Genomic DNA, 20,052 nt, shown 5'->3' on the forward strand with positions numbered 1-20,052 from the left:
AACCTTTTATGTTATATAATCTAACATTTGTCCCAGTTTTTTATAAATCTCTTTTGTTCTGGTCTTTCCACATAACCCATTTTTTTATAAAATGCATGAGCGCCCCTTCTAGATATACCTGAATTAACACGGATACCTGAGATATTGGACCGCTGGGCCAACTTTTCTAATTTCGACAAAAGAGCTGCTCCAAAACCTTTCCCTTGATAATCTTGAGATACAGCTAGCGCCATTAGATTCCATAAAGGTTTAAAATACAGTGTTTCATAGAGCTGGGCATGCACATAACCGACCACGTGACCATTTTCTTCAGCTACCAAAATGGTGTGATTAGAGTCCTGTAAAAGCTTCTCAAGCTGAGCCTTAGTTGCTGACATATCACTATCATAGCCCAAACTATCACGGTTAATGGCATAGAGCGCTTGGACATCTGATAAACGAGCCGATCTAATCATTTAGGGTTTCCTCAACTTTCTCAATGAGTTCTTTGGTCATGCGACGCGGTCCACGGATATTACTGACACCCAGTTCTTCGAGAACGGATGCCGGAAATTTGCCATCATCAAACTGTCGAATAAGCTCAATGCGCATGAGTCTCTTGATGTCTGGATGGTTGCGGTAGCCGTTATTGTCCGTATCGGCTTCTAAGACTCGGCAGAGATAGCGGAGCATCCGACTAGGTGCAGTGATGTAAATGCCCACATAGTCTCCCTTCTTGATGGAGGCTTTTTGAGTCCAGTCAATAATTTTATTTTCCGTAAACTCTGCATCAATGTCATAATACTTAGGATTAGCAGGAATCAGCCAGAAATTTGGCCCTTGGCTGCGACCTAGTAGATTAGGAGCAGCTAGACTACGACTTTGGGTAACTAATTCCCAAAGTTCTTCATCTGATAAACTATCGTCAAGCACTACCGAAACCCAGCTCTTCTTGGACATGTGGTAACTAGGAAAAATGCCGTCTTTACTGAGTAAATTTGCTATTTCAGTTGGCTCAACCTTGAGATTAACCACTTCAACTTCCTGCTCTGCTATTGCCCCCGAAAATCCTAACTTTTCCAACTTAAGTGGAAAAATCAAGGCATACCACTTACCACCAACACGATAGGAAGCATACTGAGGATATTTCTCAAAAGGGTAATCGACGGGATCGCCCCACTCACTCGCAATCCAATCAGCTAGGCGGTTGGCCTGGTCGTTGGAAAATGGCAGAGCTTGACAGCAATTGCTAGCTATGCGCTCCAAAACATCCAGATAGGCCTCACGCACTTGGCCGACAAAGCTACCACTAGCACGCTCAACATAAAGAGCCAGATACTCTTCATTTAATTCCGAATCCATGACCTTACTAGCTATTTGCCCGTCAAATGTGACCTGTATCCGCACTTCAAAATCACCATTTAAAATAGTTTCATGGTAAGTGTAGCCATTCTCCGACTGAATAAAGCCAAAAGGCAACAGTTTTTCAAAACAAATTCGTTTTTTTGCAAATATAGAAGAACTCAAGTCACCCCCTCCTTTCTCTTATAGCCATTATAACAAAAAAGGAAGCCAGAATAGACTTCTTAACTTCCTTTTCTTTTTAAACGACATGGTAACGTTTCAGGAGTTTCTCAATATCTGTCCCTTCTGTCTTACGAAGGGCTTGCTTAAGAATAAATTTTTCGACAAAGTTCAGCTTCATATCAGTGATAGCCTTGCCATCACGCAGTGCAACTGTCGCATGAAGCAAGTCACGCACATCATAGGTGCTGCCCCAAACTTCTGGGACACCACGGTCAATGTCTAATAAGGTGTAAACAGCTTCCATACCTGTCCGAATAGAGTATTCTGTAGTAAAAATGGTATCACGCTGCGTTTCCGCAAATTGTCCTAAAAAGGCAAAGTTAAGAGCGCCATCAGGTACGACATTTGGGCGATCTCCTTTTTCACGCGGCATAAAGAATGCTGTTATGTAAGGCATCATACAAGGAACAGTTTTGGCACTGTGACGCGACAAATTATCAATTTCTGCTACTGGTACGCCCATATGATAAAGCCATTCGGCACAAATTTCCTGACCGGTGCAATCGCGCATTGTTTTTTTGATATAGTCGCCTTCCTTATCAGAAAATAGCCCATAAACCCAAACCACTAATTCATTTTTAGCTTGATTTCTGAACTGTGGTTGGCGGTTAACCGTCCAGCTCATCAGCCAACTTGAATCCTTGACAGTGACAATTCCACCTGTAACAACCTTACCTGAAAATGGGTCTCGCTTACAAATCTTTTGAATATAAGCTGGAATCTTATCATCAGTTGTGGTTACTGTGGCACTCATCCAGTTAGATTGTTCAGGGTCATAACAGAATTTGTCTGGATGACCAAAGCTAGCATCTTGTGCCGCAATCTTCCGCCACATATCCCAGCCACCACCTGGACGAATTTCCTTATTAAAGCTAGCAGGCTTATCTTGGCTGCCGTAACTTGAATTTTCAACACAGCCGCCATTGGTGATAAAGACCAAATCATTTTCAGTCAGGTCAATGCTATCTTCTTGCCCATCACGAATAACTTCAATCTTTTTAGCAACCTTCTTATCTTTTTGACAGTCAAAGAGGACATTGACCACCTTGGTATTGTAATGGAAAACAACGCCAAAAGATTCCAGATACTTAACCATCGGCAAAATCATAGATTCGTATTGATTGTAGCGGGTAAAGCGCAGAGCTGTGAAATCAGGCAAACCACTGATATGGTGAATAAAGCGTTTGATATAAAGCTTCATCTCCAGAGCAGAATGCCAATTTTCAAAAGCAAACATGGTCCGCCAATAAAGCCAGAAATTAGAGTCAAAAACTTCATCATCAAAAACTTCATTGATTCGTTTGTTATAAAGATCTTCATCAGGTGTGAAGAAGAGTTTCATAATTTCCATAGCCGCCTTGTCAGACAAGCCAAACTTCTTATCTGTATGTGCATCTTGACCTTGTTTTTCAGTAGCACGGCAGAGCGAATAGTTAGGGTCTGCTTTATTGAGCCAATAATATTCGTCCAAGACACTGACACCATCCGTTTCAATGGAAGGAATGGAGCGGAAAAGATCCCACATGCATTCAAAATGATTGTCCATCTCACGGCCGCCCCGCATGACATAACCGATATCACTGTATTGATAACCATCGCAGGCACCACCAGGAATCGGATCCTTTTCTAAGATATGGACTTGTTTACCAGGCATTTGCCCATCACGAACAAGAAAGCAAGCAGCTGAAAGAGCGGCTAAGCCAGAGCCTATGATATAGGCTGATTTGTGATCAACACCAGCTGGCTTTTGAGGACGAGCAAAAGCTTCATAATTACCACTAGAATAATACATCTTGATACCTCTCATCTTTTTTATTTATCTCTATTGTAAAAGCCTCCCTGCCTAAGAACAATAAACAAAAAAGCTTAAATGATAATTTTTTTATCATTTAAGCATATTTGATAAAAAGCAGAACTATCTCCCTTTAGTATCATAATGTTGCAGAGCAACTACGATATTACCATGCACTAAGATGGCCAGACGATTGACCAAGTCTTGAGGGTCTTCTCTCATGTCCTTTTTAATCCAATCCAACATGAGCCCGACTAGGGCATACTTGTAAAAGTCTGCTATAAAGTCCTTATCTTCAGTGCTGACGCGTAAACCAACTGCCTTTTCCTCAACCACATCAATCATGAGCTGATAGGTCAACTGATAGAGATAGGTTTCAATCTGCTCCCGACTCACCGAGTGATAAACATTAAGGATAAAAGGCTTATTTTCCCTGACTGCTTTAAAAATATCCAGCAACCCTTCCTCCCAGCTATCATAATGCCGATTTTCACCAAGAGCCTTTTGCGCATCTTCCTCACAAGACCACTCCACCAAATCATAAATATCCTTGAAGTGATAATAAAAAGTCATCCGACTAATCCCACAGTCATCCGTAATATCCTGAATGGTGATCTTGGGTAAAGGCTTTTGCAGCAACAGGTGCTTCAAAGACGCTTCCAAAGCTTTTTTCGTTATTTGTGCCATAGTTTCCTCTTTCAATACCTTTATTATACCAAAAAGTAAAGCCAAGCATAGTATTAGACTTGATTATAAGATGTAACTTTTACAATGCTAAGGAGCTATTCCATTTATCTGTTGATTAATACTCTTCGAAAATCAAAAATATCCGTTGTCAACTTGCCTTGATGAACTCAAGTTCTATCGTCGGCTTCGTTTCCTAGACTACTTTTGATTTTCATTGAGTATAAAAGTGCCATCTACTTGTAAAAGACCAATCATACCAATGTTGCCGATTGAATTTACTAAAATACTTCCTTTCGGTATATGCCTTGAAACATTCCAACCTAATTCAGTTAAACTTTCGCTTGCAAAAATCAAATTTTTTCCCTGTAATAAATCAGTTGGTTTGAAGAATGGATAATTGCCATTGTAATACTCTTCATATTTTTCGAAGGTGTATTACCCGTGACTACTTCTCCAATATTTTGTATAGATGGGGTACACCAATTGATTGGAACCTTCCCATAATAGGTGTTGTCATCAGTTAAAACGGGTTCAATTTCGACTAAGCCTTTCTTCTTGAGTTTCCCTTTCTCAAAGAACCGTTGCTTTTCTGCACGAATTTTTTTCCAATAAAACTGAAGCGGGTTCATCATTGGGGTCTTGTGGGACCAACTTTCCTTGCATAGCCACATCCAGAACTTTTTGTCGGAGTTATTCTGATAATTGTTGAAGTTCTACTTGGTTTTGATTGATGATATCTAGAAGATTGAAATAGTGTTGGATTTGTTTAGCGATTCGTCGTTGTTCAGAAATTGGTGGGATAGGGAATAGAAAATCTTCTAAAAATATTTTGGGAATCCTTTGTTGTCCAACAACACCAGTAAAATTATCACACTTAAACTTACATTTTCTTATTATTAGTGATGTATTCACAGAGTTTATGCCTTTAAACGGCAACCATCCAAAGAAAATACTAGAAAAATACTAGATTACAAATTTTGAGAAAAATTATTGACATAAGGATGAAAATAGGGTAAACTACTAAATGGTTCTGTGTGAACTGACCTAAGACAGCAGGGGAGCGGTGCTCATAAGATTCCTGCCGAGGCACAAAACGTCATTATGAAATAACGTCTTTGTACTTTCGTGTCTAGGTTTAGGTGCGATTTTTTTGTGCCTAGCCCAAAAATAAAAACGGAGGTAAAACTAATGAGTGAAGCAATTATTGCTAAAAAAGCTGAACAAGTTGAGCTCGTTGCTGAAAAAATGAAGGCAGCTGCAAGTATCGTCGTTGTTGATTCACGTGGTCTTACAGTTGAGCAAGATACAAATCTTCGTCGTTCACTTCGTGAAAGCGGTGTTGAGTTCAAAGTTATCAAAAACTCAATCTTGACTCGTGCAGCTGAAAAAGCAGGTCTTGACGATTTGAAAGAATTGTTTGTAGGCCCATCTGCAGTAGCATTTTCTAACGAAGATGTTATCGCACCAGCAAAAGTTCTTAGTGACTTTGCAAAAGATGCAGAAGCTCTTGAAATTAAAGGTGGTTCAGTAGACGGTAAATTCACTTCTGTTGAAGAAATTAACGCTCTTGCTAAATTGCCAAACAAAGAAGGTATGCTTTCTATGCTCCTTTCTGTACTTCAAGCGCCAGTTCGCAACGTTGCATATGCTGTCAAAGCTGTTGCAGAAAACAAAGAAGAAGGCGCAGCTTAATGCGTCAGCCCGTAGCAGCTTAATGCTATCTTATTAAACCTAATTTAAAACATATTTGGAGGAAATTACAATGGCATTGAACATTGAAAACATTATTGCTGAAATTAAAGAAGCTTCAATCCTTGAATTGAACGACCTTGTAAAAGCTATCGAAGAAGAATTTGGTGTAACTGCAGCTGCTCCTGTAGCTGTAGCTGGTGCAGCAGGCGGAGAAGAAGCTGCTGCTAAAGATTCATTCGACGTTGAATTGACTGCAGCTGGCGACAAAAAAGTTGGCGTTATCAAAGTTGTTCGTGAAATCACAGGTCTTGGTCTTAAAGAAGCTAAAGCTCTTGTTGATGGTGCACCAGAAGTTATCAAAGAAGGTGCATCTGCAGCTGAAGCTGAAGAAATCAAAGCTAAACTTGAAGAAGCTGGAGCTTCTGTTACTCTTAAATAATAGAGCGACTACTCAATTAGCCTAAAAACATGATTAAACCGCTATTCTTAGGAATAGCGGTTTTTATTTTTGTCGGTAGATTTCAAGTCCAAGTTAGCCATCGTTTACACTTCTCAAAGTAATCTCCTTATTACTGAGTTTAACATTAAAGACATCTACCTTATTCACTACTATTAACTTATGATAATTTACATCAAACCGATTCTTAATTATTTTTTAAAATTTTCTCGTTTTGTATTGACCTTCACTGACCAAAGGTGTATAATATCATCAGAAGATGGTTAGGAAAACCAATACAATCACCTTAAATACGACCTCTCTACCCATTTGTATAGACTAAGGTGTTTGTTCTTCAACGACATATAAATCAGATTATAATACTACTTGTGATCTATTTTTAGAAAAAGAGGTAACTAATTATGGCTAACAACAACTTTTATGGAAGAGATCCTTTTGGAAATATGGACGACATTTTCAACCAACTCATGGGAAATATGGGAGGCTACAATTCCGAAAATAAACGTTATTTGATTAACGGACGCGAAGTCACCCCTGAAGAATTTGCGCAATATCGTCAAACTGGTAAATTACCAGGTAATCCAGACATGCAACAAGCATCTGCTGCTACTGCTCCTAAAGAAGATGGTATTTTGGCAAAACTTGGTACCAACTTGACCGAACAAGCACGCCAAAATGAACTTGACCCAGTCATTGGACGCAACAAAGAAATCCAAGAAACTGCTGAAATCTTATCACGCCGTACGAAGAACAATCCTGTTCTTGTCGGTGATGCCGGCGTTGGTAAAACTGCGGTTGTTGAAGGTTTGGCGCAAGCTATTGTCAATGGTGATGTACCTGCGACGATTAAAAATAAAGAAATCATTTCAATTGATATTTCAGGGCTTGAAGCAGGTACGCAATACCGCGGTAGCTTTGAAGAAAATATTCAAAATTTGGTTAAGGAAGTCAAAGATGCAGGTAATATCATCCTCTTCTTTGATGAAATTCATCAAATTTTAGGTGCTGGCTCAACCGGTGGTGACTCTGGTTCCAAAGGCTTGGCTGACATTCTTAAACCTGCCCTTTCGCGTGGTGAATTAACTGTGATTGGTGCGACTACACAAGACGAATATCGTAACACCATTTTGAAAAATGCTGCGCTAGCACGTCGTTTCAATGAAGTTAAGGTTAATGCACCATCTGCACAGGACAGTTTTAATATCCTCATGGGTATTCGTGATTTGTACGAAAGGCACCACAACGTCATTTTGCCGGATGATGTCTTGAAAGCAGCTGTTGATTTCTCTATCCAATATATTCCACAGCGTAGCTTGCCAGACAAGGCTATTGATTTAATTGACATGACTGCTGCTCACTTAGCAGCTCAAAATAAGGTCACTGACATTAAGACTTTGGAAAAGGAAATTGCTGATCAAAAAGCTAAACAAGAGGCCGCTGCTGCTAAAGAGGATTACGAAACTGCACTCAATGCCAAAGTACGGATTGAAGAATTACAAAAACAAATTGATAACCACACAGAGGGTCAAAAAGTAACTGCTACGGTCAATGACGTGGCAGAATCCGTTGAACGTTTAACTGGTGTGCCTGTTTCCAATATGGGCGCAAGCGACATTGAGCGTTTGAAAGAAATGGCTAGTCGTTTAAAGGGTAAAGTCATCGGTCAAAACGAAGCTGTTGAAGCAGTGTCACGCGCCATCCGTCGTAACCGTGCTGGTTTTGATGAGGGTAACCGCCCAATCGGTAGCTTTCTTTTCGTGGGTCCAACAGGAGTTGGTAAGACCGAATTGGCTAAACAATTAGCACTTGATATGTTTGGTTCCAAAGATTCTATCATTCGTCTGGATATGTCGGAATACAGCGACCGCACTGCCGTTTCTAAATTAATTGGTACTACCGCTGGTTATGTTGGCTACGATGATAATAACAATACTCTTACAGAACGTGTTCGCCGCAACCCTTACTCAATCGTGCTTTTAGATGAAATTGAAAAGGCAGACCCTCAAGTCATCACACTTCTGCTTCAAGTCTTGGATGATGGTCGTCTAACCGATGGTCAAGGTAACACGATTAACTTCAAAAATACGGTTATCATTGCTACATCTAATGCTGGATTTGGTAACGAAGCTTTAACTGGTCAAGATGATAAGGATAAGAAAATCATGGATCGTATCGCTCCTTACTTCCGTCCAGAATTTCTCAATCGTTTCAACGGTATCATCGAATTCTCTCATTTGACTAAGGAAGACTTGAATGAAATTGTCGACCTGATGTTAGATGAAGTCAGCAAGACAATTGCTAAGAAAGGTATTGATCTTGAAGTCACAGACACTGCCAAAGCCCACTTGATTGAACTAGGGTATGATGAAGCGATGGGGGTTCGTCCACTGCGTCGTGTTATCGAACAAGAAATTCGCGATAAAATCACTGACTTCTATCTTGATCACACAGATGTTAAACATCTTAAAGCTGATATTACAGACAATGTCATGGTTATTTCTGAAAAGCAAAATTAATATATACACAGTAGAATTGATGTTTATCAGAACTTGACACCAAGACAATTTCCCTTAATGATACAAAAAAACTGATTCTCAGACGAGTATCAGTTTTTTTAAATTTTAATTATTGCTACACAAATTGGTATAAAGGGATAATAAGGTGACACCACTGACATATCATTTTGATTTTCTAAAACCATCAAATGATGTCAACTCTAATCACTTGTCCCCCTTCTTAGTTGAAGCGATAAGATTTGCTTAGCACTGCTATTTTTCTACCTAGAACACCAGACGTAAGACCGCTACGGCTGCAACTCCTATGAGAACTGCCAACATGACATTTTTGCTTTTTGCAACAACTAGAAATGTTGGAGCTACTGCTACCAGTTCAATCCACTTAATTTGAGGGAGATGCCCTTTTTCAACTGTAAAAATACTAGATAAAATCAAAGCGAAAATAATGGTTATTGGTAGATAACCTAAAAATTTAATAACCTTTGGAGGTAATTCAGCAAAGCGCACAAGTATATAAGGAAAGACCCTTGGAATCCATGTAACCAACATCGATATGACAATGGCCGCTATAACATATGAACTAATCATCAAGCAAAACCCCCACAAAGCATCCTAAGAGTGTCGCAACCAACACCGCTAGAGCACTCGATATGATGACACTAAGTAAAATATAAGAAAGAAAAACCGTCACTAAAATCCAAGTAATTTTCTGCCATTTAACCCGCCGAACCATACCTTCCAACTGACTAGAGAATATAGCCACAAACATAGCGATTAATGCAAAATCTATCCCAAAGGAATCTGGATTAGGAATGAGACCTCCTAAAACACAACCAATTATAGAAGCAGTTGCCCATGTGAAATAACCTGCAAAATTATTCCCATACATCCAGATGACTGAAATATCTTTATGACGAATATGCTCCCCTAGTAAAATACCATAACTTTCGTCTGTCATGAAACTTCCAATCAGTAACTGCTGTCCTATGCTTGCCTTTGGAAAAATCGTTGAGGTGTGCAAATTCATCAAAAAATGCCTCAGGTTGATTAAAAAAATGGTAAGTCCAATGGAAGGTAACGAAGCCTTTGCCAAAATAAGACCACAAAGAGCAAATTGACCAGAACCAGAATAAACAATAATGCTCATCAAACCAATTTCCAGCGGTGTCAGACCAGACTTTGCTCCCACAATTCCCAAAGCCATTCCTATCGATATATATCCAAAAACCGTTGGTGTAGCTGCCTTGACACCATCCCAAAATCCTTTTTCCTGCATAGTTCCTCCTTGAATTACCAGAATTTTCCTATATTATAACATAAGTTTAGTACTGCCTACCACTCATTTAAATAGGAGATTCTTTTGTTGTTTTTCTAAATGATGGAGTAACAATCCAAAAATTTACCCACTTATTATGTACTGATGCCCTAGATTCGTTGACGATTAAAGAAACTTTTTTAATAGCGGAAACAATAATAAACAAATAACTATGAAATATTGATAGCTAGTAATCATTCTTCCACTGTTTCAAATGCCAAACTTGGCTTGGCATTTAAGTCAAGGCTTGCAAAGTGTTTTTTTTCATATTCAATTGCAGCTGCAAGTGCAATCATCCCCGCATTGTCTCCACAGAGCCGCAAAGGAGGAATAACGACAGTAGTCTCTGTGATTTCTTCTGCCAATCGTTCACGTAAACCACGATTAGCAGCCACACCTCCAGCTACAACTAATGTCTTAACAGCATAACTTTTAAGTGCCTTTTTAGTTTTGGACATAAGAATATCTAGCACAGCTGCTTGAAAAGAGGCACACAAATCTTCTTTGACAAGTTTTTTACCTTTTTGTTGGGCATTGTGGCTCAGGTTAATAAAAGCTGATTTGAGTCCAGAAAATGAAAATTCCAGATTATCCTCTTTCATCATAGCACGAGGAAAATCATAGACGTCCCGTCCCTTATGTGCTAACTCATCAATTTCTCGGCCTGCTGGATAGGTCAATCCCATGACACGACCAACCTTATCATAAGCTTCGCCAACTGCGTCATCACGAGTCTCTCCCACAATTTTATAATTGCCAGGTTCAGAGACATAAACTAATTCTGTATGACCTCCAGATACTAAAAGCGCTAAAAGTGGATACTCCAACTTCTGAACTTGGCGTGCAGCCATTAAGTGGCCAGCCATGTGATTGACAGGAACCAAAGGAAGTTGATTTGCCCAAGCAAAAGCTTTCGCGGCAGCCATTCCCACTAAAAGTGCTCCAACCAAACCAGGACCATAAGTTACCGCCACAGCATCCAGTTGACTTGCTTCAATCCCTGCTTCCAGCAAAGCATCTTCAATACAAAGTGTAATAACCTCAACATGATGACGACTAGCTACCTCAGGAACAACTCCTCCAAAGCGCTTATGACTCTCCACTTGGCTAGCAATAATGTTACTCAGCAGTTCTTTGTCATTCTTTAAAACAGCGACACTTGTTTCATCACATGAACTTTCCACTGCCAATATATATCTGTCCTTCATTTACTCGATTCCCTCACGTTTCATGATAATGGCATCTTCAACTGGATCATGGTAGTAATTTTTCCGATGTCCGATTGCATTAAAGCCATTTTTTTGGTACAAGGCTTGTGCAGCATTGTTGGATGCTCTCACCTCAAGAAAAATCGGAAAATCAACCTCATTGAGGAAAGCCATGAGCTGCGCTCCCAGACCTTGTCCCTGATAGCTTTTTTTTACCGCTATATTCGTGATTTCCAACTCTCCTACTAACTGCTGTACCGATATAAAACCAACAACTTGCGTCTCAACTTCTACAAAAAAATAATCAACGTTGCTTTGTTGCATGTCTGCTAAAATCTGTTTTTCTGACCAAGGTGATTTGGCATAAACATCTGACAAAATATCATAGACAGCTACAACATTTTCTTCCAATGTCCGCATATCATACCCGTTTAACATAGTCAGCCTGTGAATCTTCATGATGGTCTTTCAACCAATTTTCTTCAGCCTCAACTCGTTTAAGATAGTTTGGAACAAAGGCATTCACATCTACCGCAGGTAAAGTTTGACCTAGTTTGCCAATTTCGTATGCTGATGGTAATGTTTGGATAACTGTTGCCTGCGGAAGGTGTTCTTCAATTTGAGTTCGAAAACTTTCCACTTCTCCAACAAAGGTCACTTTTTCTTGGAGTTTCAAACTTTCTAGAACATCCGTAAGAGCTAAATGTCTGTCTGGTTCAACCGCTCTGCCATTGTCATAAAAACCAGCATAAACATTATTGCGTCTAGCATCTATAATAGGAACGACCAATCCGGATTTTTTAGCAGGTGCTGCGAGAGCATAGAGACTTGATACTCCGACCAAATCAATCTTGAGGCTGTAAGCAAGAGTCTTGGCTGTTGCTACTGCGATGCGGAGCCCTGTATAAGAACCTGGACCCTGAGCAACCACAATGCGCTGCAAATCACTAGGCTGCATATCAACTGAGTGCATTAAAAAATCAATAGTGGGCATGAGGCTGATACTATGATTCTTTTTTATATTAAGCGTAACTTCTGCTAATAATTCTTCTCCATCTAAGATTGCAAGTGACAATGACTTACATGAAGTATCAAAGGCTAAAACTTTCATCTTGTTTCCTTCTGATTTGAAATTTCTTTTCCAATTATAACATAAAAAAACATCCGATACATGACTGATGTTCAATAAGACTCTAGAGTTAGACGAAAAAAGGTTTCTATGGTATAATTGAAATAATTGTAACGAATCAAAGTAAAATCTATTACTCATAAAATTTCATAAACGATGGCCGATTGAAATACGTTTAATCTGGCAGACTTTTTGTAGTTATGATTTTACTTGTCATAAAGAAAGGAATCCTATGATTTACAAAGTTTTTTATCAAGAAACAAAAACACGTAGCCCACGTCGTGAACAGACAAAAGCGCTCTATCTCGACATTGATGCCACTGATGAACTTGAGGGACGCATTAAGGCGCGTAAACTCGTTGAAGAAAAGACTGCCTACAACATTGAGTTTATTGAACTCCTCTCAGACAAACACCTCGAATATGAAAAAGAATCAGGTGTTTTCGCCCTAACGGAGTTATAATATGAGCAATATCAATCTTAAACCTGAAGAAGTTGGGGTTTATGCGATTGGTGGCCTTGGTGAAATCGGAAAAAATACCTATGGAATTGAATACAAAGATGAAATCATCATAGTTGATGCCGGTATCAAATTTCCAGAAGATGATTTGTTAGGTATTGACTATGTTATCCCTGACTATTCTTACATCGTTGAAAATCTTGACCGCGTGAAAGCTTTGGTTATTACTCACGGACACGAAGATCATATCGGCGGTATCCCATTTCTTCTGAAACAAGCCAATGTTCCCATCTATGCAGGACCACTTGCTCTTGCTCTAATCAAAGGCAAACTGGAAGAACACGGCCTCTTGCGTGAAGCTAAGCTATATGAAATCAATGCTAATACCGAGCTGACCTTCAAGAACCTCAGTGTTACTTTCTTCCGTACAACTCACTCTATTCCAGAACCCTTGGGAATTGTTATCCATACTCCTCAAGGTAAAGTTGTCTGCACAGGAGACTTCAAATTTGACTGGACCCCTGTTGGCGAGCCAGCTGACATTCATCGCATGGCTGCTCTGGGAGAAGAAGGTGTTCTTTGCTTACTCTCAGACTCAACCAATGCCGAAGTACCAACTTTTACAAATTCCGAAAAAGTTGTCGGTCAGTCTATTATGAAGATTATCGAAGGTATTCATGGACGTATTATCTTTGCTTCTTTCGCTTCCAATATCTTCCGCCTTCAACAGGCTGCTGAGGCTGCTGTTAAGACAGGCCGTAAGATTGCTGTTTTTGGACGTTCCATGGAAAAAGCCATCGTTAATGGAGTTGAACTCGGTTATATCAAGGTTCCAAAAGGCACCTTTATTGATGCCAGTGAATTGAAAAATTACCATGCGAGCGAAATTTTGATTATGTGTACTGGCTCTCAAGGAGAGTCGATGGCTGCCTTAGCTCGTATTGCTAACGGGACTCACCGTCAAGTTACCCTACAGCCCGGTGACACGGTTATCTTTTCATCAAGTCCAATTCCAGGTAATACAACCAGTGTCAACAAACTTATCAACACCATTCAAGAAGCTGGTGTTGAGGTTATTCATGGTAAGGTTAATAATATCCATACTTCTGGACACGGTGGTCAACAAGAACAAAAACTGATGCTTCGCCTCATGAAACCAAAATTCTTCATGCCTGTCCATGGGGAATACCGTATGCAAAAAGTCCACGCTGGTTTGGCTGTTGATACTGGTGTTCCTAAAGAAAATATCTTTATCATGGAAAATGGTGATGTTCTTGCGCTCACTAAGGATACCGCTCGTCGCGCTGGTCATTTCAATGCCCAAGATATCTACGTTGATGGCAATGGTATTGGTGACATAGGTGCCGCTGTCCTCCGCGATCGTCGTGATCTATCTGAAGATGGTGTCGTCTTAGCTGTAGCAACTGTTGACTTTGAGTCACAGATGATTTTGGCAGGACCTGACATCCTCAGTCGTGGCTTCATCTATATGCGTGAATCTGGAGATTTAATTCGTGAAAGCCAACGCATTCTTTTCAACGCTATTCGAATCGCCCTGAAAAACAAAGATGCCAGCATTCAAACAGTTAATGGTGCTATAGTCAACGCTTTGCGTCCTTTCCTCTACGAAAAGACAGAGCGAGAACCTATCATTATCCCAATGATACTGACCCCTGATAAATAAAAAAAGCAGGAGATAAGTTTTCTTATCTCACTGCTTTTTTATACTCAAAGCTGACTATTTTTATTGACTGCTAGCAAATCTTTGAGTGAAATGAGGAGTACGGCTGCAAAAATGAAAATCATTCCTAGAATATCAATGACGTAAAAAACTTCTTTCATCAAGAGAACTGTCAAAAGTACCGAAGCTATGGGCTCAACTGCAGCTAAAAGACTGCCTTTTACTGGACCAACAATACTAGTGCCTTTCAGAAAGGCTGTGTAAGCAAACACGGTCCCAACGCCTATCATCCCAACATAAGCTAAAAGATTATTTCCAATTCCTAAAGCAATATCGTACCGCCAAGCCTGTGTAAAAATTGGGAAAACAATTCCTCCCATGAGCATACCAAGACCAATAACTAAAATACTTCCCCACTCATGAATCAGTTTGACTGGAATGATGATGTAAGCCGCGTAAGTAACCGCTGAAAAGAGCCCCCAAAATAAACCAACCGGAGTGATAGCTAAATTACCTAACTGACCATGAGTAGCTATGATAAAAGTTCCCAAAACAGCTAGGATAATAGATAGCAATTCAACCATTGTCGGCGCTGTGCGATTTTTCAAACAAACCAAAACCAAAATTAAGATAGGGGTCACATACTGCAAGACCGTTGCCGTTCCAGCATTAGTATGCTGAATAGCTTGCAAATAGGCAAACTGATTGAGAACTAGCCCAAACAGGCTAAACAAGAATGTTCCTAGAAGAAGAGATCTATTTGTCAAAGCTTTTTGCAATTGGTTAGGCTGTTTAATTACGAGAATAGTAAGTAAGATGAGCCCTGCTATCAATAGCCTAAGACTAGTAAGGAGATTGATATGGACTCCATATGACATTAAATATTGTCCGCTAACTCCTGAAATTCCCCAAGCACAGCCCGCAATAATGACCAAGAGACTGCCTTTTAAATTTTTTGACATTTCGTTAAACTCCTTTTGTAAACTCCTTTCATTTTATCATACAAAATTTGCTTTGGAGAAAAAATCTTCATATTCTTTTTCCCAGAATAGTTGGAGCAATAATTTATATCAATCCAAGAAGCAAATGGACAACCAAACCTATTACTTTCAAAAGTATTTCTATAAGTAAATCCTAAAAAGTTTTTACGTACCAATCAGTTTAACGGTTCTCCACAAGTAACTAGCTCTATCATTTCGTTACCAAAATTGAGACGTCTATCACTAACATTAACTGGGGATGAGGCATCTCTTTCAAAAGGAGACATAACTACTCAAAAAGGCTCTACAATTTCTGAAGTTAATTTTCCAACTTTAGAAATTAAAGAGTCTTTCATTAAAACAATTCACTGTATGCCACACAAATTACTGCTAAGGATATTTATACTCTTCGAAAATCAAAATTATCCGTTGTCAACTTGCCTTGATGAACTCAAGTTCCATCGTCGGCTTCGTTTCCTAGGCTACTTTTGATTTTCATTGAGTATTAGTCGTTTTCTTTCAACTTCGCCAACTCTTGTGCTAAAAGTTTTAAGGCAACTTGCGGATTGGCTTGGCCTTTTGTTGCTTTCATAAGAAATCCTGTGAAGGCTTTGTCAGCATTACGTTTTCCAGACTTGAAGTCAGCGACAGCCGCTTCATTGTCTGCAAAGACTTGGTGAATAATTGGAATAAGCACATCAGGATCTGAGATTTGTACCAGACCAGCCTTTTCGACAAATTCACGGGCACCCCCACCATTTTTGGCCAAATGAACAAAAACTTTTTTAGCAATTTTAGAGGAGATGGTACCATCTTCGATAATGGCAATCATTTCAACCAAGTTTTCTGGTGTCAGCTGGATTTGATCCAAGGTCTTGCTCTCAGCATTTAAGAACTGCGCCACTTCTCCCTGCAACCAGTTAGAAACCTGTTTAGCATCACCTCCAAGGGCAACCGCTTTTTCAAAGAAATCAGACGTTACTTTTGTTGATGTCAACTGACCAGCATCATAGGCTGACAACCCAAGCTCTGAAATATAGCGGGCACGGCGGTCTTTCGGAAATTCTGGTAAACTAGTACGAACTTCTTCAATCCATTCACCAGACACTTCAAACAATGGCAAATCTGGCTCTGGGAAGTAACGGTAGTCAGCAGCGCCTTCCTTGACACGCATCAAAATAGTAGCCTTGTTTGCTTCATCATAGCGGCGAGTTTCTTGACGAATTTGCCCACCAGCACGCAGAATCTTTTCTTGACGTGCCACTTCATATTCAAGCCCTTTACGGACATTTGAGAAAGAATTGAGATTTTTCAGTTCAGTCTTAACACCAAATGCTTCTTGACCGTACGGACGAAGGGAAATGTTGGCATCAACACGCATAGACCCCTCTTCCATCTTGACATCAGAGATGCCTGTGTACTGGATGACTTCCTTAAGTGCGGTTAAGTAAGCATAGGCTTCTTCGGGACTGCGCATGTCAGCGTCAGATACAATTTCAATCAAAGGTACCCCTTGACGATTGAGGTCAACGTAAGAATAACCGTCGGTTCCGTGCGTATTTTTCCCAGCATCTTCTTCCAAATGAGCGCGTTCAATGCCAATTTTCTTAGTTGAACCATCTTCCAATTCAATTTCAATCCAGCCATCGTAGCCAATAGGCTCATCAAATTGTGAAATTTGGTAGGCTTTTGGATTATCAGGATAGAAATAATTCTTTCGGTCAAAGTGCATGTGCTGATGGATGTCCATATTAAGTGCCAACGCAGCTTTGATTCCCGCATCAATAACACCTTTGTTCATGACTGGTAGAACACCTGGAAAAGACCAATCAATAACGTTAGTATTAGCATTTTGATCATTACCGAAATGGGCTGATGTTGGTGAGAAAATTTTGGAATTAGTGTTCAACTCAACGTGAACTTCAAGTCCGATAATTGTTTCAAAGTTCATTATTTGTCACCTCCAAAAATCACTGGTTGTTGTTTGTGATGGTCTGTTGTTGCTTCAAAGGCAGCAGCAGCTTGATAAATGGTCTCCTCACTGTATTTTGGACCAATCAACTGCAAACCAACAGGCAAACCTTGAGCAAAGCCGGCAGGAATGGAAATCCCTGGCAAACCTGCCAAATTTACTGGGATGGTCAAGATATCTGCCAGATACATGGCAACAGGGTCATGATTTAAAGAGTCCAAGTCATAAGCAACACTAGGGGCGGTTGGTCCTAAGATTAAATCGTAATCCGCAAAAACATTTTCGAAGTCTTGGATAATCAGAGTACGCACAGCACCAGCCTTTTTGAAATAAGCATCGTAGTAACCCGATGACAAGCTGAAGGTTCCTAGCATGATACGACGTTTGACTTCATCACCAAATCCTTCGCTACGGGTATTAACATAGATGTCTTCAAGATTGCTGAAGTTTTCCGTACGGTAACCATAGCGGATACCATCAAAACGCTGTAAGTTTGAAGAAGCTTCTGATGAAGCGATAATGTAGTAAACTGCCACACCGTACTTGCTATGTGGAAGACTAATTTCTTCCACTGTTGCTCCTAATTTTTCAAAATGTTTCGCAGCATTAAGGATGGTTTCTTTCACCTCAGGGTCAATTCCTTCGCCCAGATATTCTTTCGGAAGTGCGATTCTCATCCCTTTGATGTCTTGACCAATTTTAGAAGTAAAATCAGCTACTTCGTTAATTGCTGATGTAGAATCTTTAGCATCATATCCTGAAATAACATTTAAAAGCTGTGCATTTTCCTTAACAGTTGGGGCAAATGGACCGATTTGATCTAATGAAGAACCAAAGGCAATCAGCCCAAAACGTGAAACTGTCCCATAGGTTGGTTTCAGCCCAACAACGCCATTAAAAGCAGCTGGCTGGCGAATTGAACCACCTGTATCTGACCCCAAGGAAAGACGTACTTGACCAGAGGCAACTGCTGTTGCAGAACCTCCTGATGAACCACCCGGAACTTTATTTTGATCCCAAGCATTCTTGGTTCTCTTAAAATATGATGTTTCGGTTGACCCACCCATGGCAAATTCATCCATGTTAGTCTTTCCGATAACAATCATATCCTTTCCATAAAGTTTTTCAACGGCCGTCGCATCAAAAATTGGTTCATAATTATAGAGCATTTTTGAAGCTGCTGTGGTCAAGATACCCTTGGTTGAGATATTGTCTTTGACAGCTAAAGGAATACCAGACATGACATTATCAACGTCAATGCCCTTTTCATCAATCGCTTTTGCCTGTGCCAGCGCAGCTTCTTCTGAAATCGTGATAAACGAGTCAACAGCGGTTTCGCGTTTTTTGATGTCTTCAAGTGTCAACTTAGTTAGCTCAGTTGCTGAGATTTCTTTCTTGACAAGGAGATCATGCAACTCGTCAATTGATTTTGTATTGAATGACATTAGGCATCTCCTCCATCTTCTAAGATAGCTGGTACTTTGATGTAATAGTTTTCAGCTTGTGGTACATTTTTGAACAATTCATCTCGATTTGTGCCTTTTTCAGCCACATCATTACGCATAACTGTCTTACGATCAGCCATGGTTGTGGTAATAGGCACACCGTTTGTATCAACTTCATTCAATAGTTCTACCATATCAACAATTTTTGACAAAGTGGTCGCAAATTCTACTGTTTCTTCGTCTGAAAATGCTAATTTAGATAGACTCGCCACATGGCGAACTTCTTCTTCAGAAATTTTCATCGCATTTCTCCATTATTTTTACATAGTCTTACCAATTATACCATAAACTGTGTTGCTCCGCTATTTTATACTTAGTCCAAATTAAAACCGTTCAAATTAAAATCCCTAAATTCTCAAAGTAACTTCTGGAAGGACAGGAACTAGAACTTACTTTGAGAATTTACCACAAACGCATGAAAACTTTCTTTGATAAAAAAGAAAGTTCATCAAGATCTTTTTGAAGACTGCAACCAAAAGATTGCCTGAATAGATAAAAAATTAGAACCTACATTCACAAGCAAGGTACTCTTAGATAAGAGATAGTTTTTCGCTAATCAAGGTAGTTTTTTGAGAGAATACTGACTGTATTTTGAAAAAAACTGACAATGAGTAGCTGAAAAATTATTCTTAGATGGAAGTGCTGAACTGTGAATGCAGGTTCTTAGTTGTCATACCAAAAATATATCCCTGAATGAGAATAAAAATTGTTCAGTACATTGTCGGTTGATTTAGTAGTTTTATGTGTGCTTTATTTAATCTTGCTCTATTTTTTCTTCTGGCAGTAGAATCCCAGTGATTCTATCACGAAAACAATTTTTTTGGATAACAAACTTACTTATTATCCAAAAAAACTAACTGATGTACAAGATAACACCCAGTTAGAATAAAATCAGAATTTTTCTGACCTAGTGTGAGTACAAGTTCAATCTCAAGAAAAATTGAAATACAAGATTTCAACTGTAGTAATAAAGTGGTGAAACAATTATTTTACGATAATCAACCCTAACTAATTGGGGTGTAAAGAATATTTTTCGGACATTCAGAATAATTAAAAAGAAAATGTGGAAGGCAAATCCACATTTTCTAAAAG

General features: G+C 39.5%; 20 protein-coding genes and 1 other annotated feature. Of the genes, 5 read left to right on the top strand and 15 right to left on the bottom strand.

Annotated features, from left to right (window positions below; translation table 11 throughout):
• Window positions 1–20: 20 nt before the first annotated feature.
• The 6 genes from A3I7_RS0111625 to A3I7_RS14940 all read right to left on the bottom strand — a co-directional run bounded on the left by A3I7_RS0111625 (window position 21) and on the right by A3I7_RS14940 (window position 4,957).
• Window positions 21–455: a GNAT family N-acetyltransferase gene (locus A3I7_RS0111625; RefSeq protein WP_018376913.1), complete on the bottom strand. Its 435-nt coding sequence runs from the start codon at window positions 453–455 to the stop codon at window positions 21–23.
• Window positions 448–1,506, bottom strand: a complete 1,059-nt coding sequence (locus A3I7_RS0111630) for an MmcQ/YjbR family DNA-binding protein (protein ID WP_018376914.1) — start codon at window positions 1,504–1,506, stop codon at window positions 448–450. Before A3I7_RS0111630 ends, A3I7_RS0111625 begins: the two co-directional genes overlap by 8 nt.
• 76 nt (window positions 1,507–1,582) lie before the next feature.
• Window positions 1,583–3,358, bottom strand: a complete 1,776-nt coding sequence (locus A3I7_RS0111635; RefSeq protein WP_018376915.1) for an oleate hydratase — start codon at window positions 3,356–3,358, stop codon at window positions 1,583–1,585.
• Window positions 3,359–3,481: 123 nt separating this feature from the next.
• Window positions 3,482–4,045 (bottom strand): TetR/AcrR family transcriptional regulator, encoded by a 564-nt coding sequence (locus tag A3I7_RS0111640; RefSeq protein WP_018376916.1) that lies wholly within the window; start codon window positions 4,043–4,045, stop codon window positions 3,482–3,484.
• Between the two features lie 350 nt (window positions 4,046–4,395).
• Window positions 4,396–4,677, bottom strand: a complete 282-nt coding sequence (locus A3I7_RS13455) for a hypothetical protein (RefSeq protein WP_026217248.1) — start codon at window positions 4,675–4,677, stop codon at window positions 4,396–4,398.
• Window positions 4,678–4,735: 58 nt separating this feature from the next.
• Window positions 4,736–4,957 (bottom strand): restriction endonuclease subunit S, encoded by a 222-nt coding sequence (locus A3I7_RS14940; RefSeq protein ID WP_169333814.1) that lies wholly within the window; start codon window positions 4,955–4,957, stop codon window positions 4,736–4,738.
• 113 nt (window positions 4,958–5,070) lie between these two features.
• Window positions 5,071–5,205: a sequence feature (ribosomal protein L10 leader region), on the top strand.
• Between the two features lie 28 nt (window positions 5,206–5,233).
• Here A3I7_RS14940 and rplJ point away from each other — a divergent pair.
• From rplJ to A3I7_RS0111665, 3 genes are all read left to right on the top strand, one after another.
• Window positions 5,234–5,737: a 50S ribosomal protein L10 gene (gene rplJ, locus A3I7_RS0111655; protein ID WP_018376918.1), complete on the top strand. Its 504-nt coding sequence runs from the start codon at window positions 5,234–5,236 to the stop codon at window positions 5,735–5,737.
• Between the two features lie 70 nt (window positions 5,738–5,807).
• Window positions 5,808–6,176: a 50S ribosomal protein L7/L12 gene (gene rplL / locus A3I7_RS0111660; protein ID WP_018376919.1), complete on the top strand. Its 369-nt coding sequence runs from the start codon at window positions 5,808–5,810 to the stop codon at window positions 6,174–6,176.
• A gap of 419 nt (window positions 6,177–6,595) precedes the next feature.
• Window positions 6,596–8,710, top strand: coding sequence for an AAA family ATPase (locus A3I7_RS0111665; protein ID WP_018376920.1), 2,115 nt, complete (start codon window positions 6,596–6,598; stop codon window positions 8,708–8,710).
• A gap of 264 nt (window positions 8,711–8,974) precedes the next feature.
• Here A3I7_RS0111665 and A3I7_RS0111670 read toward each other — a convergent pair whose 3' ends face one another.
• From A3I7_RS0111670 to tsaB, 5 genes are all read right to left on the bottom strand, one after another.
• Entirely contained in the window at window positions 8,975–9,298 is a 324-nt protein-coding gene (locus A3I7_RS0111670) for an AzlD domain-containing protein (RefSeq protein ID WP_018376921.1), read from the bottom strand.
• The gene (locus A3I7_RS0111675) at window positions 9,291–9,986 is read right to left on the bottom strand and encodes an AzlC family ABC transporter permease (protein ID WP_018376922.1); all 696 of its coding nucleotides are present in this window, start codon (window positions 9,984–9,986) and stop codon (window positions 9,291–9,293) included. Before A3I7_RS0111675 ends, A3I7_RS0111670 begins: the two co-directional genes overlap by 8 nt.
• A gap of 233 nt (window positions 9,987–10,219) precedes the next feature.
• Entirely contained in the window at window positions 10,220–11,233 is a 1,014-nt protein-coding gene (tsaD, locus tag A3I7_RS0111680) for a tRNA (adenosine(37)-N6)-threonylcarbamoyltransferase complex transferase subunit TsaD (protein WP_018376923.1), read from the bottom strand.
• A complete protein-coding gene (gene rimI, locus A3I7_RS0111685) occupies window positions 11,234–11,653 on the bottom strand; it encodes a ribosomal protein S18-alanine N-acetyltransferase (protein ID WP_026217249.1) in 420 nt (139 codons plus the stop codon). It abuts the gene before it with no gap.
• A gap of 1 nt (window position 11,654) precedes the next feature.
• On the bottom strand, window positions 11,655–12,344 hold the full coding sequence (gene tsaB / locus A3I7_RS0111690) for a tRNA (adenosine(37)-N6)-threonylcarbamoyltransferase complex dimerization subunit type 1 TsaB (protein ID WP_018376925.1): 690 nt from the start codon (window positions 12,342–12,344) through the stop codon (window positions 11,655–11,657).
• Between the two features lie 250 nt (window positions 12,345–12,594).
• Here tsaB and A3I7_RS0111695 point away from each other — a divergent pair, with 250 nt between their 5' ends.
• Both A3I7_RS0111695 and rnjA read left to right on the top strand, forming a co-directional pair.
• A complete protein-coding gene (locus A3I7_RS0111695; protein ID WP_018376926.1) occupies window positions 12,595–12,825 on the top strand; it encodes a DNA-dependent RNA polymerase subunit epsilon in 231 nt (76 codons plus the stop codon).
• Between the two features lies 1 nt (window position 12,826).
• Window positions 12,827–14,506 carry a ribonuclease J1 gene (gene rnjA / locus A3I7_RS0111700; protein WP_018376927.1) on the top strand — a complete coding sequence of 560 codons (1,680 nt, stop codon included), beginning with the start codon at window positions 12,827–12,829 and terminating at the stop codon, window positions 14,504–14,506.
• A gap of 44 nt (window positions 14,507–14,550) precedes the next feature.
• Here rnjA and A3I7_RS0111705 read toward each other — a convergent pair whose 3' ends face one another.
• The 4 genes from A3I7_RS0111705 to gatC all read right to left on the bottom strand — a co-directional run bounded on the left by A3I7_RS0111705 (window position 14,551) and on the right by gatC (window position 19,202).
• On the bottom strand, window positions 14,551–15,465 hold the full coding sequence (locus tag A3I7_RS0111705; protein ID WP_018376928.1) for a DMT family transporter: 915 nt from the start codon (window positions 15,463–15,465) through the stop codon (window positions 14,551–14,553).
• Window positions 15,466–15,988: 523 nt separating this feature from the next.
• Window positions 15,989–17,434, bottom strand: coding sequence for an Asp-tRNA(Asn)/Glu-tRNA(Gln) amidotransferase subunit GatB (gene gatB / locus A3I7_RS0111710; RefSeq protein WP_018376929.1), 1,446 nt, complete (start codon window positions 17,432–17,434; stop codon window positions 15,989–15,991).
• Complete coding sequence (gatA, locus tag A3I7_RS0111715) at window positions 17,434–18,900, bottom strand: Asp-tRNA(Asn)/Glu-tRNA(Gln) amidotransferase subunit GatA (protein WP_018376930.1); 1,467 nt, start codon at window positions 18,898–18,900, stop codon at window positions 17,434–17,436. Before gatA ends, gatB begins: the two co-directional genes overlap by 1 nt.
• A complete protein-coding gene (gene gatC / locus A3I7_RS0111720; protein ID WP_018376931.1) occupies window positions 18,900–19,202 on the bottom strand; it encodes an Asp-tRNA(Asn)/Glu-tRNA(Gln) amidotransferase subunit GatC in 303 nt (100 codons plus the stop codon). The genes gatA and gatC overlap by 1 nt, the downstream gene beginning before the upstream one ends.
• Between the last annotated feature and the right edge of the window lie 850 nt (window positions 19,203–20,052).

Source organism: Streptococcus orisratti DSM 15617 (assembly GCF_000380105.1).
Taxonomy (GTDB): domain Bacteria; phylum Bacillota; class Bacilli; order Lactobacillales; family Streptococcaceae; genus Streptococcus; species Streptococcus orisratti.

Coding starts and splice junctions, on each gene's coding strand:
- A3I7_RS0111640 (WP_018376916.1), bottom strand. CDS start 4,045: ATGGCACAAATAACGAAAAAAGCTTTGGAAGCGTCTTTGAAGCACCTG.
- A3I7_RS13455 (WP_026217248.1), bottom strand. CDS start 4,677: ATGATGAACCCGCTTCAGTTTTATTGGAAAAAAATTCGTGCAGAAAAG.
- A3I7_RS0111675 (WP_018376922.1), bottom strand. CDS start 9,986: ATGCAGGAAAAAGGATTTTGGGATGGTGTCAAGGCAGCTACACCAACG.
- rplL (WP_018376919.1), top strand. CDS start 5,808: ATGGCATTGAACATTGAAAACATTATTGCTGAAATTAAAGAAGCTTCA.
- A3I7_RS0111705 (WP_018376928.1), bottom strand. CDS start 15,465: ATGTCAAAAAATTTAAAAGGCAGTCTCTTGGTCATTATTGCGGGCTGT.
- gatB (WP_018376929.1), bottom strand. CDS start 17,434: ATGAACTTTGAAACAATTATCGGACTTGAAGTTCACGTTGAGTTGAAC.
- rplJ (WP_018376918.1), top strand. CDS start 5,234: ATGAGTGAAGCAATTATTGCTAAAAAAGCTGAACAAGTTGAGCTCGTT.
- gatA (WP_018376930.1), bottom strand. CDS start 18,900: ATGTCATTCAATACAAAATCAATTGACGAGTTGCATGATCTCCTTGTC.
- A3I7_RS0111635 (WP_018376915.1), bottom strand. CDS start 3,358: ATGTATTATTCTAGTGGTAATTATGAAGCTTTTGCTCGTCCTCAAAAG.
- A3I7_RS0111625 (WP_018376913.1), bottom strand. CDS start 455: ATGATTAGATCGGCTCGTTTATCAGATGTCCAAGCGCTCTATGCCATT.
- A3I7_RS0111670 (WP_018376921.1), bottom strand. CDS start 9,298: ATGATTAGTTCATATGTTATAGCGGCCATTGTCATATCGATGTTGGTT.
- A3I7_RS0111695 (WP_018376926.1), top strand. CDS start 12,595: ATGATTTACAAAGTTTTTTATCAAGAAACAAAAACACGTAGCCCACGT.
- tsaB (WP_018376925.1), bottom strand. CDS start 12,344: ATGAAAGTTTTAGCCTTTGATACTTCATGTAAGTCATTGTCACTTGCA.
- A3I7_RS0111665 (WP_018376920.1), top strand. CDS start 6,596: ATGGCTAACAACAACTTTTATGGAAGAGATCCTTTTGGAAATATGGAC.
- rimI (WP_026217249.1), bottom strand. CDS start 11,653: ATGCGGACATTGGAAGAAAATGTTGTAGCTGTCTATGATATTTTGTCA.
- tsaD (WP_018376923.1), bottom strand. CDS start 11,233: ATGAAGGACAGATATATATTGGCAGTGGAAAGTTCATGTGATGAAACA.
- rnjA (WP_018376927.1), top strand. CDS start 12,827: ATGAGCAATATCAATCTTAAACCTGAAGAAGTTGGGGTTTATGCGATT.
- gatC (WP_018376931.1), bottom strand. CDS start 19,202: ATGAAAATTTCTGAAGAAGAAGTTCGCCATGTGGCGAGTCTATCTAAA.